The 26,781-nt window shown below is 52.0% G+C and carries 24 protein-coding genes; 5 read left to right on the top strand and 19 right to left on the bottom strand.

Annotated features, from left to right (window positions below; all coding sequences use genetic code 11):
* Positions 1-110: 110 nt before the first annotated feature.
* From DP119_RS03460 to DP119_RS03445, 4 genes are all read right to left on the bottom strand, one after another.
* Complete coding sequence (locus DP119_RS03460; RefSeq protein WP_112230874.1) at positions 111-1,784, bottom strand: glycerol-3-phosphate dehydrogenase/oxidase; 1,674 nt, start codon at positions 1,782-1,784, stop codon at positions 111-113.
* A 137-nt stretch (positions 1,785-1,921) separates the two neighbouring features.
* Positions 1,922-3,424 (bottom strand): glycerol kinase GlpK, encoded by a 1,503-nt coding sequence (gene glpK, locus DP119_RS03455; RefSeq protein ID WP_112230872.1) that lies wholly within the window; start codon positions 3,422-3,424, stop codon positions 1,922-1,924.
* Positions 3,425-3,443: 19 nt separating this feature from the next.
* The gene (locus DP119_RS03450) at positions 3,444-4,277 is read right to left on the bottom strand and encodes an MIP/aquaporin family protein (RefSeq protein ID WP_112231928.1); all 834 of its coding nucleotides are present in this window, start codon (positions 4,275-4,277) and stop codon (positions 3,444-3,446) included.
* Positions 4,278-4,594: 317 nt separating this feature from the next.
* Entirely contained in the window at positions 4,595-5,140 is a 546-nt protein-coding gene (locus DP119_RS03445; RefSeq protein WP_112230870.1) for a glycerol-3-phosphate responsive antiterminator, read from the bottom strand.
* 140 nt (positions 5,141-5,280) lie between these two features.
* On the opposite strand from DP119_RS03445, the gene DP119_RS03440 reads away from it, so the two are divergent.
* Positions 5,281-5,991, top strand: a complete 711-nt coding sequence (locus DP119_RS03440) for an MBL fold metallo-hydrolase (RefSeq protein ID WP_112230868.1) — start codon at positions 5,281-5,283, stop codon at positions 5,989-5,991.
* 10 nt (positions 5,992-6,001) lie between these two features.
* On the opposite strand, the gene DP119_RS03435 is transcribed toward DP119_RS03440, so the two are convergent.
* From DP119_RS03435 to DP119_RS03425, 3 genes are read right to left on the bottom strand one after another with little or no spacing between them, the layout of a single operon-like run.
* Entirely contained in the window at positions 6,002-6,559 is a 558-nt protein-coding gene (locus DP119_RS03435) for a GNAT family N-acetyltransferase (RefSeq protein ID WP_112230866.1), read from the bottom strand.
* A 25-nt stretch (positions 6,560-6,584) separates the two neighbouring features.
* Positions 6,585-7,226, bottom strand: coding sequence for a flavin reductase family protein (locus DP119_RS03430; RefSeq protein WP_112230864.1), 642 nt, complete (start codon positions 7,224-7,226; stop codon positions 6,585-6,587).
* Between the two features lie 18 nt (positions 7,227-7,244).
* Positions 7,245-7,532 carry a hypothetical protein gene (locus DP119_RS03425; RefSeq protein WP_112230862.1) on the bottom strand — a complete coding sequence of 96 codons (288 nt, stop codon included), beginning with the start codon at positions 7,530-7,532 and terminating at the stop codon, positions 7,245-7,247.
* Positions 7,533-7,822: 290 nt separating this feature from the next.
* On the opposite strand from DP119_RS03425, the gene DP119_RS03420 reads away from it, so the two are divergent.
* Entirely contained in the window at positions 7,823-8,995 is a 1,173-nt protein-coding gene (locus DP119_RS03420; RefSeq protein WP_112230861.1) for a DUF2157 domain-containing protein, read from the top strand.
* Positions 8,992-9,438, top strand: a complete 447-nt coding sequence (locus DP119_RS03415) for a GDYXXLXY domain-containing protein (protein WP_112230859.1) — start codon at positions 8,992-8,994, stop codon at positions 9,436-9,438. Before DP119_RS03420 ends, DP119_RS03415 begins: the two co-directional genes overlap by 4 nt.
* A gap of 92 nt (positions 9,439-9,530) precedes the next feature.
* Here the strand turns inward: DP119_RS03415 and DP119_RS03410 are convergent, their stop codons facing one another.
* The 10 genes from DP119_RS03410 to DP119_RS03365 all read right to left on the bottom strand — a co-directional run bounded on the left by DP119_RS03410 (position 9,531) and on the right by DP119_RS03365 (position 21,585).
* Entirely contained in the window at positions 9,531-10,709 is a 1,179-nt protein-coding gene (locus DP119_RS03410) for a glycosyltransferase family 4 protein (RefSeq protein WP_167399184.1), read from the bottom strand.
* A 16-nt stretch (positions 10,710-10,725) separates the two neighbouring features.
* Positions 10,726-11,802 carry a hypothetical protein gene (locus DP119_RS03405; RefSeq protein ID WP_112230855.1) on the bottom strand — a complete coding sequence of 359 codons (1,077 nt, stop codon included), beginning with the start codon at positions 11,800-11,802 and terminating at the stop codon, positions 10,726-10,728.
* 46 nt (positions 11,803-11,848) lie between these two features.
* On the bottom strand, positions 11,849-13,027 hold the full coding sequence (locus DP119_RS03400; RefSeq protein ID WP_112230853.1) for a glycosyltransferase family 4 protein: 1,179 nt from the start codon (positions 13,025-13,027) through the stop codon (positions 11,849-11,851).
* Between the two features lie 15 nt (positions 13,028-13,042).
* Positions 13,043-13,663 (bottom strand): sugar transferase, encoded by a 621-nt coding sequence (locus DP119_RS03395; RefSeq protein WP_112230851.1) that lies wholly within the window; start codon positions 13,661-13,663, stop codon positions 13,043-13,045.
* A 14-nt stretch (positions 13,664-13,677) separates the two neighbouring features.
* Positions 13,678-14,859 carry a UDP binding domain-containing protein gene (locus DP119_RS03390; RefSeq protein ID WP_205853829.1) on the bottom strand — a complete coding sequence of 394 codons (1,182 nt, stop codon included), beginning with the start codon at positions 14,857-14,859 and terminating at the stop codon, positions 13,678-13,680.
* Positions 14,856-16,139, bottom strand: a complete 1,284-nt coding sequence (locus DP119_RS03385) for a phospholipid carrier-dependent glycosyltransferase (RefSeq protein WP_112230847.1) — start codon at positions 16,137-16,139, stop codon at positions 14,856-14,858. The genes DP119_RS03390 and DP119_RS03385 overlap by 4 nt, the downstream gene beginning before the upstream one ends.
* Before the next feature lie 18 nt (positions 16,140-16,157).
* Complete coding sequence (gene murJ / locus DP119_RS03380) at positions 16,158-17,672, bottom strand: murein biosynthesis integral membrane protein MurJ (RefSeq protein ID WP_167399182.1); 1,515 nt, start codon at positions 17,670-17,672, stop codon at positions 16,158-16,160.
* A gap of 802 nt (positions 17,673-18,474) precedes the next feature.
* Entirely contained in the window at positions 18,475-19,491 is a 1,017-nt protein-coding gene (locus DP119_RS03375; protein ID WP_240616365.1) for a GNAT family N-acetyltransferase, read from the bottom strand.
* A 20-nt stretch (positions 19,492-19,511) separates the two neighbouring features.
* Positions 19,512-20,519, bottom strand: coding sequence for a GNAT family N-acetyltransferase (locus tag DP119_RS03370; RefSeq protein WP_112230841.1), 1,008 nt, complete (start codon positions 20,517-20,519; stop codon positions 19,512-19,514).
* A 58-nt stretch (positions 20,520-20,577) separates the two neighbouring features.
* Complete coding sequence (locus tag DP119_RS03365; RefSeq protein ID WP_112230839.1) at positions 20,578-21,585, bottom strand: GNAT family N-acetyltransferase; 1,008 nt, start codon at positions 21,583-21,585, stop codon at positions 20,578-20,580.
* 273 nt (positions 21,586-21,858) lie between these two features.
* Between DP119_RS03365 and DP119_RS03360 the strand changes: the two genes are divergently transcribed.
* Positions 21,859-22,341: an antibiotic biosynthesis monooxygenase family protein gene (locus DP119_RS03360; protein ID WP_112230837.1), complete on the top strand. Its 483-nt coding sequence runs from the start codon at positions 21,859-21,861 to the stop codon at positions 22,339-22,341.
* Positions 22,342-22,910: 569 nt separating this feature from the next.
* Here DP119_RS03360 and DP119_RS03355 read toward each other — a convergent pair.
* Positions 22,911-24,164 carry an ATP-grasp domain-containing protein gene (locus DP119_RS03355; protein ID WP_112230835.1) on the bottom strand — a complete coding sequence of 418 codons (1,254 nt, stop codon included), beginning with the start codon at positions 24,162-24,164 and terminating at the stop codon, positions 22,911-22,913.
* 244 nt (positions 24,165-24,408) lie between these two features.
* On the opposite strand from DP119_RS03355, the gene DP119_RS03350 reads away from it, so the two are divergent.
* Positions 24,409-25,398 (top strand): GNAT family N-acetyltransferase, encoded by a 990-nt coding sequence (locus DP119_RS03350; protein ID WP_112230833.1) that lies wholly within the window; start codon positions 24,409-24,411, stop codon positions 25,396-25,398.
* A 102-nt stretch (positions 25,399-25,500) separates the two neighbouring features.
* Here the strand turns inward: DP119_RS03350 and DP119_RS03345 are convergent, their stop codons facing one another.
* Positions 25,501-26,769, bottom strand: a complete 1,269-nt coding sequence (locus tag DP119_RS03345; protein ID WP_112230831.1) for an ATP-binding protein — start codon at positions 26,767-26,769, stop codon at positions 25,501-25,503.
* Between the last annotated feature and the right edge of the window lie 12 nt (positions 26,770-26,781).

Genomic DNA, 26,781 nt, shown 5'->3' with positions numbered 1-26,781 from the left:
TACCCGTTGAAACCCAGCTTTTAGCACTAATGGCATAAGTTTTATTTTTTCAATCAAAAAAACAGCCCCTTATCAAATGGATGATAAGGGGCTGGCAATGCAATTAGAACTTATTTACTTAATTCGGATTGCGGGGTCGGAATGACAGCTTCCTGAAGAAGGATTTCCAACTCTTCCATATAACGCGCTTTCTGTGAGGCGGTCCAAGTGAATACGCCTGCCATGTAATCCGCAGCGGCTTCTTTATGGGCATGCACCCAGTGGATATCGAAATACAATGCGCCGGTACGGCGGATGAAGAAATCGGCCGGCTTGCAGACAGCCTCCGATTCGATTCCATAGCGCAGCATCGCATAGACGAGTGGATCGAGATTACGCTCAGCGGCCTCAGCCAATCCGTCCGTGTAATGGCGCAAAACATGATCGACGTTCGCGCCGTAGCGGTTGACGAGCAATTCCATCGCATCTTTTGTCAACCCAAACTCAGCGGCACGTTTCAAGCGATCGGCTTTGAATGCCTTAAAGCCTTTCGATCCGCCGACTTCCCCGCCCGAAAGCGCCATTTTCTTCGTCGATACTTTCTTGAAAGCGACGCCATATTCCTCTTGGAGCTGCCCGGTGACCAGGTCCATTATGCTTTCGCCCATTTTACGGTAGCCGGTGAGCTTGCCGCCTGCGATGGAAATCAAGCCCGAATCCGATACGAAGATCTCGTCTTTACGGGAAATCTCGGATGGGTCCTTGCCTTCTTCGTGGATCAGCGGGCGCAACCCTGCCCAACTCGATTCGATATCAGCAGCCGTGATCGCCACGTCCGGGAACATGAAATTGACTGCTTCGAGAACATAGTCACGGTCTTCCGCCGTCATCGTCGGGTGTGCAATGTCCTGTTTGTATACGGTATCGGTCGTTCCGACATACACTTTGCCCTGGCGCGGGATGGCGAATGCCATGCGGCCGTCCGGCATATCAAAATAGATGGCCTGCTTGAGCGGGAAGCGTGCTTGGTCGAACACCAAATGGATCCCTTTCGTCAGCTGCAAGGTCTTGCCGTTTTTCGATTTGTCTTCTTCACGCAAGGTGTCGACCCACGGGCCGGCCGCATTGACGATTTTCTTCGCGAAGATTTCGTGGATCGTGCCGTCGAGCTGGTCTTCCGCTACCACGCCGACCACTTTTCCATTGTCATAAAGGAACCCTTTCACTTTCACATAGTTCAGCGCAAGCGTGCCTTTTTCAACGGCTTTTTTCATGACTTCCATCGTCAAACGCGCATCGTCTGTCTTGTATTCGACATAATACCCGGCGCCTTTCAACCCTTGTTGTTTCACGAGCGGCTCGCGGCGGATCGCTTCCTCGCGCGACAGCATGCGGCGGCGTTCGGTTTTCTTGACGCCCGCCAGGAAATCATAGACGCGCAGGCCGATATTCGTGCTGAGCGGCCCGAAAGTTCCACCTTTATGGAAAGGCAGCATCATCCATTCAGGCGTCGTGACATGAGGCCCGTTTTCGTAGACGATTTCACGTTCTTTGCCGACTTCTGCAACCATCTTCACTTCGAATTGCTTCAAGTAGCGCAAACCGCCGTGCACGAGTTTCGTTGAGCGGCTTGAGGTTCCTGCTGCGAAATCCTGCATTTCCAGGACGGCCGCGCGGACACCGCGTGCTGCAGCATCGAGCGCAATCCCCGCTCCCGTGATCCCGCCCCCGATGATCAATACATCGAGTGGTGCTTGTTTCATCTGTCCATAAGTTTCTGTACGTTTTAGGCTTGAGAATTTCATTCTTAACCGACTCCTTATCCAATATTTTCCACATTAAAAAGAGAGACCCGTACACAGCTGCAGATTTGCATCTGCTGTACTGGCATGGTCTCTCCTCGTCTCCGGCCATTTATCTCTCAGGTAATTAACTTGTAAGTTTAATTGATGGGCTTGAATGTACGAGTCGCGGCTACCGCATTCTGCCACCCCGTGTAAAGGCGCTCGCTCGTTTCCTCCGGCATGGACGGCTCGTACGTTTTATCGAGCTGCCATTGTGCGGCAATCTCGTCTTTGTCTTTCCAGAATCCTGTAGCGAGGCCTGCTAAATAAGCAGCGCCAAGCGCCGTCGTTTCCTGGATGCTCGGGCGTTCAACAGGAACATGGAGCAGATCCGACTGGAACTGCATCAACATGTCGTTGCCGACTGCGCCGCCATCGACGCGCAAAGTTTTCAATTCAATCCCTGCATCTTCTATCATAACATCTACAACGTCTTTTGTCTGATATGCGAGCGCTTCAAGCGTCGCGCGAATGAAATGCGCTTTTGTCGTGCCGCGTGTCAAGCCGAAGATTGCGCCTCTGGCATCGGTGTCCCAATAAGGCGTGCCGAGCCCGACAAATGCCGGCACCATGTAGACGCCGTCTGTCGATTCCACTTGCTTTGCATAATCTTCGCTCTCAGGCGCTGTCTCGATGACTTGCAGCCCATCACGCAGCCACTGGATCGCAGAACCTGCCACGAAAATACTGCCTTCGAGTGCATATTCGACTTTGCCGTCGACGCCCCACGCGAGCGTAGTGAGCAATCCGTGCTCGGATTCAACCGCTTTTTCGCCGGTATTCATCAGCATGAAGCAGCCAGTGCCATAGGTGTTTTTCGCCATGCCTTTCTCGAAGCAAGCCTGTCCGAACAGGGCTGCCTGCTGGTCGCCGGCAATTCCGGCAATCGGCACTTCATGCCCGAAGAAATGATAGTTGACGGTATGGGCATAGATTTCAGATGACTGTCGCACTTCAGGAAGCATGCTCTTCGGTACAGTCAAGATGTCGAGCAGTTCCTCGTCCCACTCAAGATCGTGGATATTGTACATGAGCGTGCGGGATGCATTGCTGTAATCCGTGATGTGCGTCGTGCCGCCAGACAAGCGGTAGACAAGCCATGTATCGATCGTGCCGAACATCAAATCGCCATTATCCGCTTTCTCCCGCGCGCCTTCGACATTGTCGAGGATCCATTTCACTTTTGTGCCCGAGAAGTATGCATCGATCAGAAGGCCGGTCTTTTTGCGGAATGTTTCGTTCAATCCCTGGTCTTTCAATTCATTGCAGATGCCGTCCGTTTGGCGTGATTGCCAGACGATCGCCTTATAGATCGGCTTGCCGGTATTGCGGTCCCAGACGACGGTCGTCTCGCGCTGGTTGGTGATGCCGATGCCCGAAATTTCGGATGGGGCGACATCTGTCTTCCGCAATACTTCTGCGATGCAGGCAAGGACCGAAGTCCAGATTTCATTGGCGTCGTGCTCGACCCAGCCCGGTTTCGGGAAAAATTGCTGGAATTCCTGCTGGCCCGTGCCGACGATCTCGCCGTCATGGTTCAACAGGACCGCCCGTGAACTGGTTGTTCCCTGGTCGATCGATAAAATATATTTTTTACTCACTGGAATCTCCTCCACAAACTTATGAAATGGTTTTTTCTCTTAATTGCTTGGCCTTCACACGGCCATTTTTCAATTCTACACTGGCTGCCCCGACAAATACCAGGAGCAGCACTAAACTTAATGCGTAGAACGGCAATCCGTAATCTCCCGTAAACAAGGCTTTATAGAAAACCGCCCCGTAGATGCCTCCCAAGACAGGCCCGGCAACAGGCACCCAGGCGTAGCTCCAGTCGGATGGCCCTTTACCCGGAATCGGAAGCAAGGCATGTGCGATGCGGGGGCCCAGATCACGCGCAGGGTTGATCGCGTATCCTGTCGTGCCGCCGAGCGACATGCCGATCGCGATGATGAGCGCGCCGACAATCAGCGGGTTCAAGCCTTCCGTAAAATCATTGGCCCCGATGAACAACAAGCCCATGACGAGCACGAACGTCCCGATGATTTCACTGATCAAATTGGAAAACGGCCGGCGGATAGCAGGAATCGTTGCGAACACAGCAAGTTTCGATTCCGCTTCCTCCGTCTTGTTCCAATGCGGAAGATAGTTGAAGAAGACGATCACGGCACCGATGATGGCGCCAAGGATTTGTGCGGCAATATAGGTTGGCACCTGTGACCATGGAAATTCACCGACAAATGCAAAACCTAAGGTGACCGCCGGGTTCAAATGCGCGCCCGAGAAATTCCCGACCGCATAGACGCCCATTGTCACTGCGAGGCCCCACGCAATCGTGATGACAATCCAGCCGGAGTTTTCCGCTTTCGAATCTTTTAAAACTACACCCGCTACAACACCTGCACCAAAAATGATGAGAATCATCGTACCGATCAATTCCGCTAAAAACATTGTCATTTCCATACACCCCTTTTCGGACATCCCGCTTTTATCGCCACCTGCCATCCGGCAGGACAAGGATTCAAGCAGCATCTCCATGAATAATTTAAGTCCCGAACGCAAAAAAATCCGCACCGAACGAAGGCCCATTGAAATGGGGCCTTGTCCGATGCGGATCTCCTAATCTCCTGCACGGTCCTTAACTTGTAAAAACAATTTAGCAGTTATTGAAAACGCTGTCAACAATTAAATCGGGCACTTCGGGGGAAGCCCGCTGAAAAATGAGCGTGCCCCTTCTTTCAAGGGCAGTGCCCAATGACCGGGCTATCGGCTGGTCATGTATCCCATAGTTCGGCATGGGACGTCGAAACGGCTTCCGCCCCGCCCTCAAAAGCAAGTTTGATATCTTCTTTCGTGCGGATCAAGCCCCCTGCAATGATGGGAATGCCAGTCCGTTCATGCACTTCTTTGATGATCGACGGGATGAGCCCAGGCAGTAATTCGATGTAATCGGGCTTAACTTGGTCGATCAAGCTCAAATTATGCTCGAGCGCATGGCTGTCGAGCAGGAACAAGCGCTGGATCGTCGTCAATTTGTTTTTCTTCGCGAGCGCGATGACATTGCTTCTTGTCGAGACGATGCCGTCCGGTTTCACTTCGCGGACCAAATACTCAATGCCATAAGCGTCCGTTTTCAAGCCTTGGATCAAATCCGCATGCAAGATGACTTTCTTGCCCGCTTTCTTGGCAGCGGCGACAAGCGGCTTTAGCTGGGCGAGCCTGACTTCCAGGAAAATGATGGTCTCCTGGTCGCTTGCAAGCAGCCGCTCGAATTCCTTCAGGTTGCGCATGACAGGCACCACGCCTTTTAACTTAACCAACAGCTTTTCCTCCTCCGTTAAAAACAATCTAGGGATATTATGCGCCAGCTTCGTATCCGGCACAACTATTTGCCACCGGCTTCATTTCAGCGGCCGATTGCGCTAAAATGGCAGTAATCATCCAAAAGGAGTTGGCGGCCATGCGGGTCAAGAAAGTGCAGAATGTCTATCAATTGGCTTTTATGCCTTCAGTATTTCCGGTAAATTGTTATTTGGTCGAAGAACAGGAAGGCTTGACGCTCATCGATTGCGCCTTGGGTTTTGCGGCAAGGGACATCGCTTTGGCAGCGAAAACCATCGGCAAGCCGATTACCGAAATTGCGCTGACGCATGCCCATATCGATCACGTCGGCGCACTCGATGCATTGAAGAAACAGTTTCCCGCAGCACAGGTTTCCGTCTCTGAAAGGGAAGCGAAAATCCTCGCCGGGGATAAGAGCGCTTCCCCGGAAGACGGGGGCAAACCCGTCAAAGGCGGAATCCCGAAGAACATCCAGACCAGACCTGACCGCCTGCTGGAAGAAGGCGACCGGGTCGGCTCGCTCGAAGTCATCCTGTCCCCCGGCCACTCGCCGGGCTCCATCTCGTTTTTCGATAGACGCTCCGGCGTCCTCCTCGCAGGAGATGCTTTCCAGACACGCGGCGGCACAGCCGTTTCCGGGACATTCAAGCCGCTGTTCCCGTTTCCGGCGATGGCGACTTGGGACAAGCGCACGGCACTCGACAGCGCAAAGAACTTGACTTTGCTGCAGCCCAGCTTCCTCGCCGTCGGTCATGGGCGCATGCTCGACCATCCCATACGCTTCATGGAACAGGCAATCCGTGATGCCGAGCAAAAATTGAAACCCTAGCCGTTTTTGGCTAGGGTTTCTTCTGTTCCAGCTGCTTTCGCCCGACACGCATGAACCAGACCGGCCGCGTGATTTCCGACACTTCTTCCACGCGCCGGACGATTTCGAACCCCACTTTTTCATATGCCCGGATCGCCGGTTTATTGCGGATATCGGGATCGGTGACGCAGCAAGTCACCGATCCGTCACGAAACACCACTTCCTCCAAAAAGCGGCGGATGATCGCTTGCCCGAAACCTTTGCCGCGGTAGGCTGGCGTCCCGATAAGGATGTCGAGCCCGGCCGCCTTCTGCAATTCCATGAATTGTTCGCTGCCCGGATAATCGCTCCAGCGGAATGTCTGGATATAGCCGATCGGTTCCTCCAGGTAATAAATGAGATACGGCTCGGTCGGATCCCGCCCTTTGATGCTGCCGACAAATTCGTGCACGAACTCCCCGTAAGTGCCGTTATAGCTATATCCCCAAAAACGGTTGATTTGCGGTTCCTTCGTGATCCATTCATAAAGTTGCGGCAAATGTTCCCGCCGCAAACGTTGGAAACTGACATGTTCAACCTGCAAGGCCATGAAGCATCCCTCCCCGTGGGCGCAGCTACTCCCGGTCTTTGTCTACCGGCGGCCGCAAATATTCCTCCAAATGCTCATTCGGCAATGAAAACATCGATTCGACTGGCGAGTAGTTCCCCGCAAGCCGCCCGATCGGCGCCAGCTTTTTCGTATCGATCCTGCCCTTGTCGTATAATTCATCCTGGATGTGATAGCGCAGCACTTTGCCGATGACAAGATGGTCGTCCCCGAGCGGAATGACCTGCACCAGTTCACATTCCATGCTGACGGGCGATTCTTTTACGCGTGGCACCGAAACTGCTTCAGATGGGACAGGCGTCAATCCGGAATATGCGAATTCATCGACGTCCGGCGCAAGATGTTCGCCGGTTTTCGCCATTTCATTCGCAAGATGGGCAGAAACGATATTGACCACAAATTCGCCCCGCTCCTGGATATTCGTGAGCGTGTCTTTTACCGTGCCAGCCCGCGCCTCGACACCTTCGCCAATCGAGAAGGCCAGCATCGGCGGGTTGCGCGAAGCGACCGTGAAAAAGCTGAAAGGGGCTAGATTCAATTCGCCCCCTCCGGATACGGATGAGACCCACGCAATCGGGCGCGGCAAGACACTGCCGATCAACAGTTTATAATTTTCCTTGCTCGTTTGTTGTGTTGGATCGATGATCACCGATGTCCACTCCCTTTTCTATTCTTCGGAATCGTTCTGCTTCGCATGGCCGACCGATTTTTGGAGTATATAACCGAATAGCGAGATCCCCGCCAAATAAGGCAGGATCATCATGCCGAAACCGGTTCCGTACTCTTCCATAGTTCCTGCAGCCTGCAGATAAAGCCCCCACGCGATATAAAACAAATAGCCGGCTGCCACAAAACCAAGCCAGATATACCGCTTCAGCCACCATGGCAATAATAAAGGCGCCAGCAGGAATACCCCCAATTGGATGTGGCCCATCCATTCATACACGAACTCCACTTCTCTCACACTCCGCCCTTACAAAATCATGTAGCCGGACTCCCAGCGCCGATCCGATATTCTTTCATTTATTCTATAGTAATTTTAACTTTCGCCATGCAGCAGCCTGAACCCTCTTTATATGATTACTTTCCTGCAAAAAAGACAGCTTGCATGGCAGGGATGCTTCCTTCGAAATCCAATATTACGCTTGCCGAATCACTAGAAAAGGCCTAGAAAACAAGAACGCTTTCTGTCATTTCTGACAATATAGGTTTATAATACAGTTAATAATTAGGGAGGTGTCCTGTATGGAATGGGAACGCAAACTCGCCCAATGGCGCGCGGAAGGGCTGATCGACCAAGAGGCCGTCGAGCGCATCCAGGCATTTGAAACCCGCCAGCCGAAAAAACGCAAATTGCCTCTTTTGCTCATCATCGGCTTGATCTTTTTCGCCCTCGCCGTCTTTAGTTTCATCGCTGCCAACTGGCAAGCCATCCCGGCAATCGCGAAAGTCGGCATGGTCGTATTGCTCATGTGGGTTTTCTATGTAATCGGCCATTTCTCGGAGAAAAAGCATTTCGGCCATCCGATCATTTTCCGCATACTCGGTTATCTGATGTTCGGTGCAAGCTTAGTCGTGACCGGCCAGACTTTCCACCTCGGCACCGGATCCAGCATCGTCCCGTGGGCATTGTTCATTGCCGCCATCGCGCATTTCTTCATTTGGCGCCACGCTGCATTCACTGTATTGGCGTTCATCAGCGGGATTTCCCTCCTGACATCGGCGGCTCCCGGTATCGGCTTGATCGAATGGCTGCTGATCATCGCCGTCACGCTCAGCTGGTTCTTTTTGAGCAAAGAGGGGCCGGTGATGATCTTCAGCTGGCTTTTGCTGCTCGGTTCCGGTTTTCTCGTCTGGAGCATATGGGACATCGATAGCCCACTCGTCCCGATCTGGACTTTGTTCGCGCTTGTCTTGCTGTTACTGTTGATCCCGAAAGACAAGCAGAAGCTGTTGGCCCCGCTCTATCTGATTGTGGGCGGGATCCAGCTGATCGTCTTCCTGGCGATACGCGGGGAAAGCGACCTGGCCTTAGTCGAATTATCGATGCCGGAATCGATCGCCCTCGCCGCCGCAGGTATTGCAGTCGCGGCACTTGCGTATTTCCGGGAGCGCCGCTTGATGTGGCTCGGCGTGATCGGGCTGGTCGGCTTCATGCTCTACGATGAAACGGCCATCGCTTTAGCGGTCGCCGCGGAATTGACCGCACTGGGCTATTTGATCATCGCGCAGCGGCAGGACCAGCCGCTCGCCTTGGGATTCGTCTATTTCATCGTTGTCCAGTTCGTCATCTATGTCATCTATGCGTGGGAACGGCTCGACATGTCGCTGTTCTTCCTGATCGGTGCCATCCTGTTGTTCGTGCTGTCAGGCATCGCCTGGTGGCTTAACCGCAAGAAAGAAGGTGCAGTGACATGAAGAAATGGCTAATGCCTGCCTTGCAGACCATATTCGTCGCGTTGCTCGTTGTCAGCTTCTACGCTACTTCCTGGTTCGGCGACCAATATTTGCTGCGTGCTGAACCATTCGACCCGTTCGATCCATTCTACGGCGAATACGTCATGCTGCAGTACCCGGATCTTGACGCGCCTGCCGGAATAAGCGACGGAACCGTCTACTTCACTCTGGCCGAGGGCGAAGATGGCTACGCCGTCATCGACCGGATCGAAGAGCAGCCGTTCTTCGGTGCCATCAACGGCAGCAAATATGACCGCCGTGTCGTCGCCCCGCAGCTTGAAAATTTCTATGTCGAACAAGGCCGCGGCCCTGAACTTGAAGAAGCGGTCGACCTCGAAGTCACTATCGACGTTGCGCCTTGGGGTTCCATCCGCCCGATCAGCATCGCCCCAAGGGAAGAATGAAGGCATAAACAAAACCCGGCATACAGCATGCCGGGTTTTTCTTTTGGCTTACATCCGTCTCCAAGAGGGAAACGAGTTTGCACAGGCAACACTCACTGCGCTTCCCCGAGCACACTTGACCGTTCCAGTAAACAAGTCCGGTAATAAGTATCCATCTCTTCCCACAAGGCTTCATTGCTGAAATTCTGGCGCACCCATTCCTGCCCGGCGGAACCCAATTCTTTGCGCAGTGCGGGATCATCGATCAATATTTCCAGTTTCTCCATGACATCCCTGTGGTTGTCGGGGTCGGCCAAATAGCCGGTCTTCCCGTCCACCAATGTGTCGCGCGCGCCCGTCACGTCCGCCGCGATGACCGGAATTCCCGTCAGCGCAGCTTCCGCCGAGACATTGCCGAAGCCTTCGCGCTTTGTCAGGAATAAAAACAGATCCATCAAATAATAAAACGGCACCGGGTCCAATTGGTAATCTTCGTGGACGATATCGGGGTGATCTGTGATCGTATTGCGTGTCCATTCGGAAACCGCATCCGCCGATTCATAATCCCCGACGATGAGCAGCCTTAAATTCGGATGGCGCTCATTCAATTCAGTGAACGCCCGTACCGTTTCGTCGATGCCTTTGTCTTTGGTGATCCGGCCCATCGAACCGAGAACAAGCTCTTCACCTGTCCACCCATAAGCGAGGCGTTTTTCTTCCACACGCCTTTTCATGTCCGCATCCAGTTCAAAACGCTGCAGGTCGAAGCCGTTGACGCTGCCATGGCCGAGAATCTTGATCTTATCGGCTGGCGCGATGCCGAGTTCGACGATTTGCCGCTTCAAACTCGGTGATACTGCAAGCATATGTGTCGACGACGCAGCGGCAATTTTCTCTGCCATCAGCAGGATTTGGCGCTTGATGCCCCCGGTCGTCTCCAGGCGCAACCCGAGCACATTATAGACGCGCACCGGCACCCTGCAGAAATACGCAGCGAGCGACACGATCAATCCCGCTTTTGGCGTCCCGGCATTGACGATATCCGGCTTTTCGGAACGGATGACACGGATGCACTCAAACAGCGAGTCCAGGTCCTTCTTCAAGGCGATTTCGCGTTCCATATTGACATGGAGCACCCGCACGCCTTCCTCTTGTTCGAAAATCTCCGCGTAGCTTCCTTCCGAAGTCAAAGCTTTCACTTCATAGCCGCGCGTTTCCAAAGTTTTCAATTGCCCCCTTACCAATTGCAGGCTTTGGGCAATGGTCATGGCGTGCAACACTTTTGCTGACATGATGGACCGCTCCCTTTCAGGCGCCTTGCACCGCTTGGGCTGGTGCGACCGGGCTGCCGATTTGTTCCAATAATTCCTCCGCATAATGGGTGGCGTTATTCTTTTTCACGGAGAACACTTTCTCGCTTCCCCGGATCAATTTCGTCAAGATTTCGCGTTCATTGGCGAGCGCTTGGTCGATTTTCAATTCGGGATTGAAGAATTCATAAGCCGTCAACAGCGGTGAACGCAAATAGTTGAATTCATAGCGGTTCAAGTTCATCAGTTTCTGGAGCGCCACCGCTTCGCCCTGTTCTGCGACATAGTCTTCACCGCGTTCCAGGATGGCGACATGCGTCACAACCTGTTGATCGAGCAATGTCTGTTCGCCGACATATTCCGTAATCGGGTCCGGCTTTTTGAAGCTGATGTATTCCATGACCGGCAACAGTTTATCGACACGGTTCTTGATCTTCGCGCCCATTCCCTGCTCAACAGTGGAATAATAGCGGAATGTGCTGGTCCACGGAACGGAATGGATCGTCCTGCCGTCGGTGATGGCCAGATCTTCTGCGATGAATTCAGCGCCGTGCTCCATGCAAGCCGTCATGCTGCTCAATGTCTTGCCGGTATCCGGCGGGGCGAACACCGTCAAAGTCGATTCATCCTTCTTGAACGCGGAACAATGGATCGGCGCATATCCTTTCTTCAATAACAGCAGCGTCGCGAGATCGGTCATGATATAGCCTATGGAATGAAGGTTCATGATCCGGTGGGTAATGAGTTTATAGTAAGCGCGGTTGACGGTGATTTTCGGCTCATCCGTCAAAAACCCTTCCGCGCGGATGCGCATGCGCCCTTTGCCTGCGTAATTGCGTGTGTAATAGATTTTGTCCGCTCCTGGCGTGCCGCTGAAATAATGGTATTTGCCCATCGTCTCGTGTTGGGCATCTTCATTGAATTCCCTTAAATCGACCTGCATGCGGACCGCACAGCGTTCGTATTGTTCCATGGTGCCTTCCGGAACGTTATGGCCGTATGACCAGCCGAAATTCTTGATATTCGTCTTGACCCCAAGCACTCCGGCAGACGCAATATAATAATATGTTTTCAAATGAAACTCCCCTTTGTTTTTGATTTTCCCCGCATGACCTGAACCCTTAGTTCAATTCGCCGGCTGGTACCAGCGATTCGCCGAGACAGTTTTTATAAAAACTGTCCAGCTCTTTCCATAGCACCTCGTTGCTGAAATGGGTGTTTGCCCATTCCCGCCCGGCTTCCCCAAACCGTACGCGCAAACTTTCGGATGCTATCAACCGCCCAACCGTTTCGGTGATTTCCTGAAGGTTTTCAGGGTCCACCAGGCAGCCGGTCTTTCCATCGACAATCGTGTTCCGTGCACCCGTGACATTGGATGCCACAACCGGCAGCCCGCATAAAGCGGCTTCGATCGACACATTGCCAAAACCCTCACGTTTCGTCAGGAACACAAAGATGTCCATCAAATGGTAATAAGCCACCGGATCCGGAAGAAATCCGGTTTTGATGATTTTCGGGTTGTTCTCGATTTCCCATTTCACGCCTTCTTCCACCGGGTCATCATCCTCATAATCGCCGACGATGAGCAAGCGCAGCTGCTCGTTTCCAAGGCTTAGCTGCTTGAATGCGGCAACCAGTTCATTGACTCCCTTGTCTTTTGTCAGCCTGCCGACAAACCCGAGAACAGTATGCTCTTTTCGGATGGCGTATCGTTCTCGAAGTTCATCCTTGGCTGCCGCGATTTCCGGGGTCTCCTGGAATTTCGCGACATTAAAACCATCGCCGCTGCCTTTTCCGAGCACGCTGATTTTCCCTTCACCGGCAATCCCGAATTCGACCGCCCGCGCCCGCAAGCTATCGGATACCGCCAAGCAATGGGTGGCGGAAGATGCGGCCATCCTTTCCATGTTCAACAACAAGCTGCGCTTCCACCCTGCTGTCGTTTCCAGCCTCAAGCCCCGCATCGTATAGACCCGGACGGGCACACGGCAAATCCGGGCAGCGATCGTGACCACCAGTCCCGCTTTCGGTGTGCTGGCATTGACGACTGACGGGCGTTCCCGCCGGAACAGCGAGACGCAACGGGCAAGCGATTGGAGATCGTTCAGCGGTGAAATGCCCCTGTCCATCGGCAATTCGAGCATTTCCACTTGTTCGCTTGCACGGAACTCCTCGAAACCCGGCCCTTTGGAACTCAACGCTTTCGGTTCGAACCCCCGGTCTTTCAAGTAGCGCAATTGGCCATCCATAAAGCTCAAACTTTCCGAAACAGTGACGGCATGGATCAGTTTCGTTGTCATGGCATTACCCTCCGCTCAGCTTTTTTCATAAATTTCTTCTGTCCGGAATACTTTGACCACCGTCTGGGCCAAGATATATAAATCCAGGCGCAGGCTTTTGCGGTTGATATAATCGATATCGATATCGATTTTTTCATCCCAGCTCAAGCTGTTGCGCCCGCTCACTTGCGCGAGCCCCGTGACTCCCGGCTTCACCATCAGCCGCTGCTTCTGGTAATCGTTGTAGTTGTCGGTCTGGTCGGTGACGGTCGGGCGTGGCCCGATGAACGACATATCGCCTTTGACGATGTTGATCAGCTGGGGCAATTCATCGATGCTTGTTTTGCGGAGAATGTTGCCGATTTTCGTAATGCTCGGGTCACCGTCGAACGGGTCGATGCGGTTGCGTTTTCTATCCCGACCGTGCTCCATCGTCCGGAATTTATAAATCGTGAAATGCCGTCCGTAAAGCCCTCCGCGCTGCTGCTTGAACATTGCAGGGCCTTTCGACTCGAGACGGATCAATAGAGCGACCGTTACCAATAATGGCGATAAGGCCAATAGCATCAAAGCGGCAATGACGGCTTCCAGTACCCTTACCGCCACATTCGAGCGCTTCGGCTGCTTTTTTTCTTCACTGAAATCTCCAACAATCATGGGCTGCCCCCTCCTCACATTCTCCATAAGGTCACCTTCTCGGGTTTTTCATTCCGTTCAAGTATGCTTTTGACATCGAATACATAACCTGACTTGCCGTCGAGCAATCGCTCGTATAACTTCCATCCCGCTTTCCGGTAAGCTTCATGCGGCACCGCGAGTATGACCGAAACCGCCGGAAGCAATTCCTCCTGCTTCGTCAGCAAAACGCCGCCTGCGCATTCCGCCTGCCACATTTCGAGCCTGGCATCCGCGACCTGGACATCCATGCCATATTCCTGGAGCTCCGATACAAGTTCGATCACCCCCGCTTCCGGCGCTTCGCTTGTCCCGTCTTCTCTCGTGACACCGAGCACCGTGATGCGCGCTTCATGGATGATGACTTCGTTTTGGATCAGTTTCTTGATGACCCGCTGTGCCACTTGCCGGCCCTTCTGTTCCCCCTTGCACCAGAATTGGTCCATTCCATGCCAGGGCACGGCATGGTCCCCGAGGAGATCGGGTTCTAATTTGATAAAGCCCCGCCTGGTGTTGGCGGTTTCCAATACATCATGCGTATCGATTCCTTGCTGGTTCAAGGTCAGCGCCACTTCGTTCATCAAAGCGATATTCACTTCTTTTTGCGCGATCTCGAGCAATTGGGCCGCTTCGGCGACACGGATCGACTTCGCTTTGTATATGCCGCCGTCATGGACCGGGGCGAATAGATCTGCGAGATAATCGGTGACCGGGCCGCTTTGCCCGGCGATCACTTTGCGCATTTTCGCCACCTTCCCCTGGGCTTCACCGCCCTGCCATCTCGCCGGGACGAAACCGACGAAAAATTCCTTTCCGGCGGCAAGGCCGGAATGCTGCTCGAGCAGGGGGATGCAGGTTTCTTCGGTTGTGCCAGGATAGACCGGGGCTTCGAAAATGAGCACCGAGCCTTTTTTCATATGGCTTCCGACGATCCGGCATAGCTCCGAAAGCCCGTCCAATGTATAGACAGGGCGCTTGGAACCAGTGATCAGGAGGATGCCGGCATCAGCCAGTTCGCTGGCTTGATCTGTAAAAGCGATGCCCTTTTCATCAAACCTTGCCCTTTTGGAGCGATCCGGATCGAATACGATGACCGGATAAACGGTGCCGAATGTCGCCGCTGCAAGCAAGCTTGTCTCCCCGGCCCCAACAATTGCGATTTTCAGGTTTTCCATCATGAGCCCACCTTCTCCCCCTTTTTCCCCGTCCATTTCATTTTGGTGAATTCCAGCAATTGCTTGCTATTCGCTGCCGCATAGGACAGCAATAATAGCGGGATGATTTTATTGCGGTGGCGCATCGCCGTCCCGGCACTTTGCGTCCCGTACGAATAGATGAAAACGGTCATCCCGATCACCAGCAGGATGAATATTTTCGTCCTCACCGGCATTTCGCTCCGGAACAGGCCGTAAAGCGTAGCGCCGATCAGGAACAGGTAAACGGTGGAATCAAACAGGAAACTGACGATATCCCCGCCTCCCCGCCAATCGAGCGGAAGCGGCGAAAACAGGAAGTAGAACATTTTAAGCGGTGCGACGAGCAACGCCGCTATGCCGGATAATCCGCTGAAGCTCGCCAGGTAGACCGAACCGCCTTCAGCGAAAATCTCGTAGTCGACCGTCCCGCCTTCTTCCGTGACGAATTTACTCAAGAAGACATCGGCGTTCTGGAAGACGAGAAATGCGATGCCGCCGACAAATAACAGATAGATGAGCGGAGTTGAAATTTTCCTGCCCATCTTCCCGCGCTCCAGCCAGACGAACGATGCGATATAGACGAGCAGCAAGCCGATCATGCCGGTGTGGAACATCATCGCAAGAATCGACAGCACCACGGCCCAGCCGAATTGGAGGAACGAACGCTCCCCGATCCAGCGCAGGAAGTAATAAAGCGAAACCGTCGTGAAGAAAATGATCAGCGCTTCACGAAGCAGGATGCTCGACATGAAAATGCTGTTCGGCATAAGCGTGAAGATGAGCAATGCGATAAAGCTCAACTTTTTTTCGATCTGCAAATAGTTCAGCGACTTGAAGAGGAATACGGCCGAGAACACCCAGCAGGCGATATTGAGGAATTGCGAGTAAGCACGCTGGTCCCCGATCATGTAGTAGAGCCCTGAAAGAAACGGCACATACACCGTCGAAGTCTGGTCCAGCGGATATTGGCCGTTCGCTACCAGCACGGAAACTTCATGGAAATATTCCGTATCCGTGCCGCTCGAGAAAATCCCGATGGACGGTACATACAAATCGATGAATAAAATGACCACCCGCACCGCGAACCCCGCAAAAATGACAAACAGCCATTCATTCTTCAAAGTGCGGTACAGGTACAAGGATATGGCGACGATTCCAGTGAAGACGAGAAGCATCGCATATCCATCACCCGGCGGAAGAAAATCTTTGATTAAAAATGTTGCGAGAATCTGTATCACAAAAAACCCAAGTACATAAATCATGAACCCCACCCCCTCTTTTCAACGTCTGGCCAAGGCCATCAACCGTGCCTTGTAATAAGCGATATCGCTTAATTGCAGCAGCCACAGCATCGCCGCATAGACTATGACCCCTGTCAGCACGCCGATGAACAATGCCGGAATGTCACCCACAGCGAGCAAAGAAACCGTAAATGCCGTCCTGGCCGCGATGCCCATGACGATGGCGGCGATTATGCCTTTCGCCAAGTCGACCATAAGCCGGCGACTGTCGAGCGAGCCGATTTTCCGGACCAGCGATGCATATAACAGCACCGTACTGACGATCGCCGCGATGCTGGTCGCAAGCGCCAAGCCGTTCAGCCCGATCACACGCGATAGCACCAGGTTCAACGCGACGTTCAAAAACATGGCACCGAATGCGTTGATCATCGGCGTCCGTGAATCTTCCAGGGAATAAAACACTTTCGACAGCACTTCCCGCAGCCCGAACCCGAGCAGGCCCAGCGCGTAGAAGAACAATAATCCGGTTGTCATCGCAATCGCCCGTTCCTCGAATGCCCCGCGGCCGAACAGCAGCTCCGTAATCTGCCGGGCGAAAATCATCATGCCGACCGCAGCGGGAATGACAATCAACGACACTGTCGTGATGATCTTCCCGACTACAGCTTTTAACTCTTCCATATTTTTCCTTACTGCCAATTTCGAGATTTTCGGGAACATCACTTTCACGACCGCCAGCACGAAAATCGCCTGGACGAAGAACACGATGCGGTGTGCGTAGGTCAATGCGGAAATCCCGCCTTCTGCTAGCTGCGAAGCGATGGTCCGGTCTACCAGGATGTTGATTTGGTCCGCCGATACCCCGATGATGACCGGAATTGCGAGCATCATCATCTGCTTCAGGTCGCGGTCTTTCAGGTTCAGCACCAATTGGTGGCGGTAACCGCTTTTCCGTATAGCCGGCACCATGTACAGAAATTGCACGATGACCGCAATGACTGTGCCGATGGCAAGCATCATGATGTCCATTTTCGAACTGACCACAATCGTCGTGATCAACAGCACATTCAGCGGCAACCCGCTCAGCACCGTCGGCAGGAAACGGTCTTTCACTTCCAGGTAGCTGGTGAAAATGAAGATCAAGGCAGTGAAGTAAAGCGTCAGCGAAATGATCCGCGTGAACAGCACCGCGATGCGCAGCGTCTCCCCTTCGAACCCGTAGGCGAACAGTTTGACGATCGGCACCGGGAACACCAAGAGCAGGATGACCAGCACCGTCGACAGCAGCAAGACCGCATTGGTGACGTTGGCGGTAAAGCGCTCTGCCGCTACATCGCCCCGTTCTTCACGGATTTTCGTGTAGACGGGTATATAGCTCGCGGCGATGCCCATGCCGATAAAAGCAAAGAACACCGTCGGGATATCGGTCGAGATCAGGTAGGCGTCGGTCAATCCATCGGCACCGTAGAAAAAAGATAGGAAGATATCCCGTGAAAAGCCGAGAACTTTCGTGATGATGACGACGAACATGATGGCGATGACTGTTTTCTCCATAGTTTCAACCTCTTTTGCGTTCATTCTGGAAGCCAAGATCCGCTCCCGAAGCAGTGGTGCAGCATATCATTTGATCCGGCCATCTGTTTGCGGCGGCGATCCTCCTTAGTTTGGCGCGGATGGAATCCTGTTGTTGTTAATCCTATGGGGCGGAGGTTAAAAGAGGGTTAAACTGATTAGGCGTTTTGAAAAAGCTTTGGTGAATTCAGCAACTTTTTAGTGAAGAAAGAGTGATTAAAGTTTTTTGTGGCGGAGATTGCGCTACAGGGAGGACGCTTGCCGAGGGGCGGGCGTCGAACCCTTGCGGCAAGCCGCATAGGTTTCGCCAGTCCCGCTCGGTCCCCCAGGCGTCGCCTCCCCTTCGCTCCATCTCTAGTTTTAGTCAGGAAATAAAATTCATTAGGCGTTAAAATTAGCGTGAATACTTTTGTCAGCGCTTCGAAATAAAATTGGAAAGAAACAGTTTTTTTACAACTGACATGCCTAAATAAGAGTCTCCAACAAGTCGACGAAATCGATGGATAAAGATACTACTTCACACAAAAATTCCAATGGAATCTATCAGCCGAACCGCGCTCACGGGCGAGCCGACGCCATAAGACAAGCGCCCTTCTTGGCTTAGTGCAAAGAGGCCAGCCCCAAGCGGGAGGCGGCTAGCATAAATTGAAAAGATCAATGAATTATCCAGCTTACTCTCAAGTCCAGCTAAACTTTCACTCACATAAAGACCCCCATCAACAACAAGACAATAAAAAAAACGCCAGCCAAAAACGCGGCGGGCGCTTGGGGGTTTCATGAAGTTTCATACGCTGCTCAATTGCTTGCTGGCATTCGCCCGGTACGCCGGGAAGAAAGGTTCGTCCGCGTTGGCTCTGGACTTTTTGCACAGTTCTTCGTAAATCTCGGCGTTCCAGATTTTCCGGCCGGTGTAGAAACGGAAGCCGGTATGCTGGCCGAATTTTTTCTTGAATTTGTAAAGCGGATCTTCCGCATCGTTCGTCCGGCCGCCACCCGCATGGATGAGCTTGACGCCGTTCTCCTTGCCCCAGCGCACGGCGCCGTATTGCAGGACGTAGATCGGCGACAGCTGGTGGAAATCGTGGACAGTGCCCGAAAGATGCGTGTGCATGATGCCGTCATAAAGAAAGTGCAGCTCTGCAGCGATCACTTGCCCTTCATACATGGCTTCAGCCAAGACAATTTTGTCGGCGAATTTCAGCAGGCAGCTATCGAAATAATCATCGTCAAAGAAATAATACGCGTCGGCATGGACACGGCTCATCGTTTCATAATAGATTTCCTTGAAACGGTTAAGGTCGCTCGGCGCTACGGTAATGCGGCACGTGACCCCCGCATTCAGCGAACGGCGCAACGTTTTTCGGGCAGATTTCGAAAACTCGGAAGCAACCGGATCGTCGAAGCCGTCGAGTGTCGTTCCGACGGTTTCGCGCTGGAATGTGACGTCGTAGCAATTGGAAAAGTCGCGAGCGTTGTCGAAAATCGGATGAAAGCGGACGAATTCGCTGACGATGCGCTGGTCCTTGCAATATTCACGGAACGCAAGCTCAAAATCAGTGACCAAGTCGGAATGGCAGCCGGTCGTACAGTGCATGATCCGCGGACCTCCATACCCATACGGAGTGATGGCATCATACCATCTCTCCCCGTGAATCAGCATCGGAATTTCACGCTTGATAAACAGATGCCTTATTTCACCGTATGCGCTTTGGAATACGAATTCCTCACAGGCTCCATGCTCCATCCTTTCATAGAGCTTGCCGTAAGCTTCTTCAAAAAACAGGTCATTCAATGGGTCCACGTCCTTTCATCATACGCCGCTTAGACACGGCTCGCTTCCAAATGCTTTTTGCAGCGGTAGGCCGGGAAATAATCGGTCGCTGCGTCCGCCGCGTTCAGTTCGCATAATTCCTCATAAACCGGCTTGTTCCATATCTTCTTTCCGATATAGAAATCAAAACGGGTATTTTTCCCGAATTGCCGCTTGAACATCAACAAATTATCGTTCGGGTCGTTGGTCCTCCCGCCGCCGTCATGGATCAGCCGGTAACCGTTCGCTTTCCCCCAGACCGTCAGCGCGTATTGCAGTACGTAGGCAGGATAAGCATGGTTGTAATCACTCAAAGTCCCGGATAGATGCGTGTGGATGCGGTCTTCGTAAGTGAAATTCAAGCCCATCCCGATTACTTGCCCATCGTAGATCGCTTTCGTCAACACGATGCGGTCGGCAAAATATTTCAGGCATTCCGTGAAATAATCCTCTTCGAAATAATAATAGGCATCCGCATTATTTCGTTTCATGGTTTCATGGTAGATGTCTTTGAACTCGCCCAGGCTTCGCGGATTTTCGATGATTTCATAAACCACACCCGCCTCAAGCGCTTTGCGGATATTCTTGCGTGTCGACTTGGAGAACTCGCTTTGGACCGGATCCTCGTAGTCCCCCAGATTGGTCCCCACCGTCTCGCGCAAATACCGCACCTCATAGCAATCTTCAAAATCCAGCGCATTGCCAATGACCGGGTGGAACCGGACGAATTCGCTGATGATGCCATGTTCCGCGCAATATTCCCCGAAAGCTTGCTCAAATGCCTCCACCAATTGGGCTCTTCTGCCTTCTGTACAATTTTTGATGACCGGGCCTCCATAGCCATACGGAGTGACGATGTCGAAATATGGTCCACCTGTTACGGGAATCGGAATCTCACGGCGGATAAACTGATGATGGACACGGCCGAGCGGATGTTCAAACTCGAACACTTCGCATCGGCCATTCTCGATCACTTCGTACAATCGGCCGTAATTTTTTTCGAAAAACAAATCCTTCACATGCTAAACCCCATTTCTTCTTTTGTTGTTTGCGTGCTCCCCCTCTGGTTTCTCTCTGTCAAACCTCGCTCGTCTCTTTCGCCGGCCGTTTCCGGTAAGCCGGGAAAAAATCATCTGTCACGGCAGTATTCGCTTCCTGGCAAAGCCTTCTGTAGACATCCTCATTCCATACTTTCTGGCCGCTATAGAACGAAAAGCTCGTATGGCGGGCAAATTGCTGTTTGAACCGGAGCAAGCTATCGTCCGGGCTATTGGTCCGCCCGCCTCCTCCATGGATGAGGGTAATCCCATGTTCTTTAGCCCACAAGACCGTTGCATATTGCATGATGTAAACGGGCGATAAATGATGAAATGCTTCATAGGTTCCAGACAAATGCGTATGGATTAAATCGTTGTAGACAAATTGCAATTCCATGCCGATCACTTCGCCCTCATAAAGCGCTTCGACCAGCAACAGCCGCTCCCTGAACGACTCGAGCAATTGATTGAAATACTTTTCATTGAAGTAATAGAATGGATCGGCATGATTGCGGTCCATCGTCGCAAAATAAATCCGCTGGAATTCCCGCAGGTCGCGTGGCCCGAGCGTCACCCTGAACTCAACGCCATCTCGCAGCGCTTTGCGGATGTTCTTGCGCGCTGAAGAGCTGAATTCCGCTTTGACAGGATCGTCATGAGCCGTGATCGAGGTTCCGACCGTATCGCGCAGATAACGCACTTCGTAGCTGTTTTCGAAATCCTGCGCATTGCCGAGTACCGGATGGAAACGGATAAATTCGCTGACCACGCCTTCAGCTTCGCAATACACAGCAAATGCTTCCGCAAAAGCGGATGCCAGCTCTTCCCGATGTTCCGGCTTACAGCCCGTCATCAACGGGCCACCATATCCATAAGGCGTGACGATATCGAAGTAGCGTTCAGACCCGAGCAGTATCGGAATCTCCCGCTTGATGAACAGATGCTGGACGCGCCCGAGCGAATGATCGAACTCGAATACTTGGCAAACGCCTTTCTCTATTTCTTCGTACAGCTTTCCATAACGTTCATCGAAATAAAGATCCCCCATCATCTTTTCCTTCTTTCCCATTGTAAGTTGCGAATGATTCCTCCAGCGATTGGTGGAGTTCCTGACATCGCATGCACTCCTTTCCAAATGAAACCTTTCATTAGCACCTATCCTAAAAGGCCCAGGTTAAAGTCAGGTTAAACAAGGCAGGAATATTTTTTTCGGCTTATATATAGACAAAACTGCCTGAAAAGGAGACAACATTCTTTGCGAAAATGAATTAATTTACTTAATATAAGAAATGTAGAACTTCCAAAGAAGAGGTGCATACCGATGAAGCTTTATAAATGGCTCGGCAATGAACAGGAAACCGATACACTGAAAGACAATGGCTGGTTGATTCTCACAAGCGGCAGCGACGCGGCAGCCATCAATGAACAAGGAGCTCCGGCTGGCGACAAGGTCGAATCTTACGAAGTCCTTGACCAAAAAGGGAAGCTCGAAGACGGGGCTTTCGCCGTATTCAATAACATCCCGCTCACTGAAGAAGGCCGCGAATTGTTCGAGTCGCGCTTCCAGAACCGCGCCGGCCTTGTCGAAAAAGAACCCGGCTTTGCAGCGATCCGCATCTTGCGCCCGCTCGATTCCGACACGTATGTCATTCTCACGATGTGGGAAGACGAATCCGCCTTCACTAATTGGCAGTCGTCCCAAGCTTACTCACACGCACATAAAAAGCGCGGCACGTCAGAAGGCATCGACAAACGCCCGAACATCTTCCCGCGCCCATCGTTCGTCACCACTTATTCCAAATAGCAAAGAGGCTTCCAGTTGGAAGCCTCTTTTTCTGTGGAGAAGTATGTGTGCATCGATAGATTTGAGTGCATTGGACAGGTGCGCAAAGTGGAATGCCTTTGGACATTTCTTCGTCAGCTAGCCCGTGTGCGCGGTTCGGCTGATAGATTTCACTATATTTTGCATGCGAAGAAGTGTCGCTGTTCATTGTCTTCATCCGATGGTGGCGACGCTTAGTTGGACTCGGTAGCTACGAAGATGTTTGGTCTCTATTCAATGTGTTGATTCAGAGCTGTCCAAACTATTCATGCTAATTTCGATGACAGATGAATCTCTTTCATTTCCACACTAAACTTAGAGATGGAGCGGAAAGGGGCCGACGCCTGAGGAATCATGCGGGCTGGCGAGACAAACGTGCGATTGCACATTGGCTCAACACCCGCCCCTCGGCAAGCGTGCCCTTTGGAGCGCAATCTCTAGCACGAGCATTTACTCAATCTCATCTCGATTTTATTTCTGGATGAATTCAATTTCTACTCTACACTTAGCCATGGAGCAGAAAAGAAAAAAACCGCAGCAGCCGCTGCGGTTTAGCCCACTTTTTCTCCTGCCAAATAACGGGCGAGCACCATGTCCTCACCGTTTTCCGAGACGACTTTAAGCGTCCGGTTGATTTCGCGGATCGTCCCATTCAGCTCTTCCATCGTCTGGCACACGATATTGAAACGGCCCAGCATCTGTGAGTAGGAGCCGGTCACCGTGATCTCATCGCCCACTTCACGCGTAGGCACCCAGGAAATCACCGACGGCAAGTCCATGATTTCCTCCAAGCCGCGAATCTCGTGGATCGTCCCTGGACCGAGCAACACCGATAGATTGCAGGATGGGTAGCGCATGAATCCATCATCGAAATCACTTAAATCATATTGCGAGATGTCTTCCCCTACCGCAAAATCAATCATCATCTCCAATAAGTTAACATCGGTCTGGCGTTTGACGATCTGGTAATGCTGCTCCCCGCTCAGCCTGTAGCCCATCTCGTAAATAAAGAACTCCCCATTGTCATAAAGCGACTGGATCAGCACGAGCCCATTCTTGAGCCCCATCCCCCTCAGCATCTCCCGGATATTGGCGTCGTGAAGCGCGATGAATTCAGCGAGATGGCTGGAAGGGTAGATCGTTGCGACCGGCAGCGGCGGGCTTTGGTACCCTTGGTTATGGACAAAACGGTCGGTGACAGCGGATAAGATCACTTCCCCATTTTGCAAGGTGTAATACATTTCGACGCCGTGGTTCGTATCGATAAAGCGTTCGACGAGCACGCGGCCATGCCGTGAAAAGCGTCTGGCTTTTTCGGCTGCTTCATACAGTTCCGCTTCGTTTTGGCACACCGTGATACCCTTGCTTGCGTAGCTGTCGACCGGCTTGACGATGACCGGGTAACGCACCGGCACCCCGTCGCCTTTTTCATATTGTTCGATGACCGGCACATCGAATCTTCGGCAAAACTCCTTGAAGCGGTCTTTATTGGAACTGATTTCCAAATGTTCTTTCGTGGCATAAAACGGCAATCCAAGCCTATCAGTCAATAGTTGGGCATTCCACGTGTTGATGTCATCAAAAGCCGTCAGCACGCCGTCGACCTGTTCTTTTCGCGCCAATTTTTCCAATGCGTCAATGTCTGCAGTGCTGACATGATAGGCTTTATCGGCGTTTTTCTTTGCCGGGGATTCCTCGTTGTTATCCGTAACGATTGTGTAAAGGCCCATGTTTTTAGCGGTTTCGACCACATCGATCATATGCGTTATGCCACTGAGAATGAGCAGCTTTTTCTGTTTTCCCACGGGAAACACCCCCTTCAGTCTTTTCGGGTAATATTGACTAGTAATTACTCGGTCTATTATGAAATGACTCAATTTCCGCCTTTGTTTGTAGAACAAATTTACCAACCGGGGTATTGTTTTGTCAATCCGAAAATCTGAAAAAAATAATATTTCTTCCTATTTAAAAAGCTTTACCTCTTTTTAACTTGAAAACCCTACTGTAAAAGTAGCAAGCATACCATTTATTTTAAGGAGGCAGAGAACCATGGCAGTTCCTACTAAACAAGCGGTTCCCGATATCTTCTTTACGCCCGAATGGAACGCAGCATATGCCGCACACGAGGGAGGGGAATACCATCAGTTTGAATGGAAAAGTGAACTTGGGCACATCATCTACCCTTTCATCAAACGGCCGGTCCCGCTATTGGAAGGCTGGTTCGATACGATTACCGCATTCGGCCAAAGCGGCCCTGTCATCATCCATGCCGAAGAAGGAAAGGAGCGCGCATTGGTCGACGAATTCGACGCGGCATTCCAGGATTTTTGCGATCAGCAGCACATCGTTTCCGAATACATCCGTTTCAGTTCATGGATCAAGAATGCGGAAGATTTCTTCCCGCTCTATGGCTTGGATATGCGTGGCATCGTCATGTACATCGATTTGACGGTCGACGACCCCTTCCGCTATGAATTTTCCTCTGCAGCCCGGCAGCAAGTGCGCCGGGCGTTGAAAAATGGCGTAACGGTGGAATATGATTTCACGGGGGAGACCCTGGATGATTTTTGCAGGCTATATGATCTTACCGCGGACCGCAACGAGTTTCCTGATCATTATCTATTCGATCCGGCACTGCTGAAGGAATCCTTCCGGCATCTTGAAGGGAAGCAATTCCTGCTCAACGCGAAATACGAAGGCAAGACCGTCTCCTCGGCATTGATCGTCCACCATGGCGATTATATGCATTACCATCTGGTCGCGAATGACCCCGAGTATTTCCGCTGTGCCGGCAATTCTCTGATTTTGGCGGAAGCCTGCCGTTACGGCAAAGAACATGGCTTTTCCCAATTTCACCTGGGCGGTGCTTCAACCGAAGCCCTGTACCGCTTCAAACGGCGATTCACCAAGACGGAACCGCTTGAGATCCTGACTGGCAAGCGCATTCGCAACACCGATATGTATGGCAGGCTGACAGAGCTGAAACGCCTCCAGTCCGGTATTCAGAACCCCGGCCATTTCCCTTTATACAGAGGCTGAAAAAGCGCTGGACCCCGTAGCGGGCCCGCGCTTTTTTCATGCCGTTCTATAGGCATAAAAAAAAACAGCGGTGAGCACTCTTCCGCTGTTTCAATGATACTATTACGAAACGTTCACTCTTGCGGGTTGGAAACGGGCCATGATCATATCGCCGCCGTCTTCAGAACGGATGTCCAGCGTATGATAGATCCGTTCGATGGTTTCCAGGAGTTCCTGCTGAGAGTTTGCGACCACATTGAAGCGGCCGAACATTTGCGAATAGGAGCCTGTCCGCTCGATCGTCTCGCCTTCGGAGCGGTTGATGACACAGGAAATCACTTCCGGCATCGCTTTCACTGTCTCCAAGCCGCGGATTTCCGTAATCGTCCCCGGACCGAGCAAAATCGGCAAATTGGCGGAAGGATACGGCATCGGTGCATGGTCGAATTGCTCGATCGGATGGCTGGCCGTATCTTCACCGACAGCGAAATCGAGCATCATCTCCAATAAATGGACGCCTGTCTGCTTGTGGATAATATGATAATGCTGCTCCCCGCTGAAACGGAAGCCCATTTCATATACATAAATCCTGCCGCCATCATACATCGTCTGTATGAACACCAATCCATTTTCGATGCCCATATTGCGGATCATATTGCGCACCGTCGGATCGACTTCCTCAATATACTGCTTCTGGTGCTGCGAAGGAAACAACATCGCCACCGGCAGCGGCGGATGTTCTTTGGACTGTTTATGGGTAAAGCGGTCAGTGACGGCAGTCAGGACGAGATGGCCATCCCGTGCGGTATAGAATGCCTGGACGCCGATGTCCGAATCAACAAAGCGCTCGAGCATAATCTTGCCTGACTTCGATTCCCCGACTGCCTTTTCGACCCCCTTTGTAAGTTCCTCTTCCTCATAGCACACCGTGATCCCTTTGCTTGCGTAACTATCGACGGGCTTGACGATAACCGGAAATTCCACAACCGGAAGCTCGAGGTCCTGCGCTGGGTCGCATTCGTATTCCTCGATTACCGGGACGCCGAATGTCCGGCAACATTCCTTGAATCGGTCTTTATGCGAAGTGATTTCAAGCTGCGCGGGCGTGGCGTAGAATGGCAAATGGAGCATCTTGCACAGCGCGACTGCATGCCATGTATTGATATCGTCGAATGCGGTGAAAACGCCATCGATCTGTTCGCTCCTTCCGATTTCAGCAAGCTTCCGGATATCTGCGGTACTGATGTCGTACGATTGGTCGGCAATTTTCTTCGCTGGCGAACCGGCCATATTATCGGTGACAATCGTGTAATAGCCGATGCGTTTGGCCGTTTCGACTACATTGACCATATGGAATGTGCCGCCAAGGATCAAAATTTTCTTTTTATCCATCTCAAACCCTCC

Source organism: Planococcus maitriensis (assembly GCF_003289925.1).
In the GTDB taxonomy this organism is placed as follows: domain Bacteria; phylum Bacillota; class Bacilli; order Bacillales_A; family Planococcaceae; genus Planococcus; species Planococcus maitriensis.
Note: the sequence above shows the minus strand (reverse complement) of the source record. Positions and strands in the feature narration are given on the sequence as shown.

What these genes read in the sequence shown, in the direction of transcription:
- DP119_RS03460 (WP_112230874.1), bottom strand. Translation starts at nt 1,784, where the DNA reads ATGAAATTCTCAAGCCTAAAACGTACAGAAACTTATGGACAGATGAAA.
- DP119_RS03450 (WP_112231928.1), bottom strand. Translation starts at nt 4,277, where the DNA reads ATGACAATGTTTTTAGCGGAATTGATCGGTACGATGATTCTCATCATT.
- DP119_RS03440 (WP_112230868.1), top strand. Translation starts at nt 5,281, where the DNA reads ATGCGGGTCAAGAAAGTGCAGAATGTCTATCAATTGGCTTTTATGCCT.
- DP119_RS03435 (WP_112230866.1), bottom strand. Translation starts at nt 6,559, where the DNA reads ATGGCCTTGCAGGTTGAACATGTCAGTTTCCAACGTTTGCGGCGGGAA.
- DP119_RS03420 (WP_112230861.1), top strand. Translation starts at nt 7,823, where the DNA reads ATGGAATGGGAACGCAAACTCGCCCAATGGCGCGCGGAAGGGCTGATC.
- DP119_RS03415 (WP_112230859.1), top strand. Translation starts at nt 8,992, where the DNA reads ATGAAGAAATGGCTAATGCCTGCCTTGCAGACCATATTCGTCGCGTTG.
- DP119_RS03410 (WP_167399184.1), bottom strand. Translation starts at nt 10,709, where the DNA reads ATGTCAGCAAAAGTGTTGCACGCCATGACCATTGCCCAAAGCCTGCAA.
- DP119_RS03400 (WP_112230853.1), bottom strand. Translation starts at nt 13,027, where the DNA reads ATGACAACGAAACTGATCCATGCCGTCACTGTTTCGGAAAGTTTGAGC.
- DP119_RS03395 (WP_112230851.1), bottom strand. Translation starts at nt 13,663, where the DNA reads ATGATTGTTGGAGATTTCAGTGAAGAAAAAAAGCAGCCGAAGCGCTCG.
- DP119_RS03390 (WP_205853829.1), bottom strand. Translation starts at nt 14,859, where the DNA reads ATGATGGAAAACCTGAAAATCGCAATTGTTGGGGCCGGGGAGACAAGC.
- DP119_RS03385 (WP_112230847.1), bottom strand. Translation starts at nt 16,139, where the DNA reads ATGATTTATGTACTTGGGTTTTTTGTGATACAGATTCTCGCAACATTT.
- murJ (WP_167399182.1), bottom strand. Translation starts at nt 17,672, where the DNA reads ATGGAGAAAACAGTCATCGCCATCATGTTCGTCGTCATCATCACGAAA.
- DP119_RS03365 (WP_112230839.1), bottom strand. Translation starts at nt 21,585, where the DNA reads ATGGGGGATCTTTATTTCGATGAACGTTATGGAAAGCTGTACGAAGAA.
- DP119_RS03360 (WP_112230837.1), top strand. Translation starts at nt 21,859, where the DNA reads ATGAAGCTTTATAAATGGCTCGGCAATGAACAGGAAACCGATACACTG.
- DP119_RS03350 (WP_112230833.1), top strand. Translation starts at nt 24,409, where the DNA reads ATGGCAGTTCCTACTAAACAAGCGGTTCCCGATATCTTCTTTACGCCC.
- DP119_RS03345 (WP_112230831.1), bottom strand. Translation starts at nt 26,769, where the DNA reads ATGGATAAAAAGAAAATTTTGATCCTTGGCGGCACATTCCATATGGTC.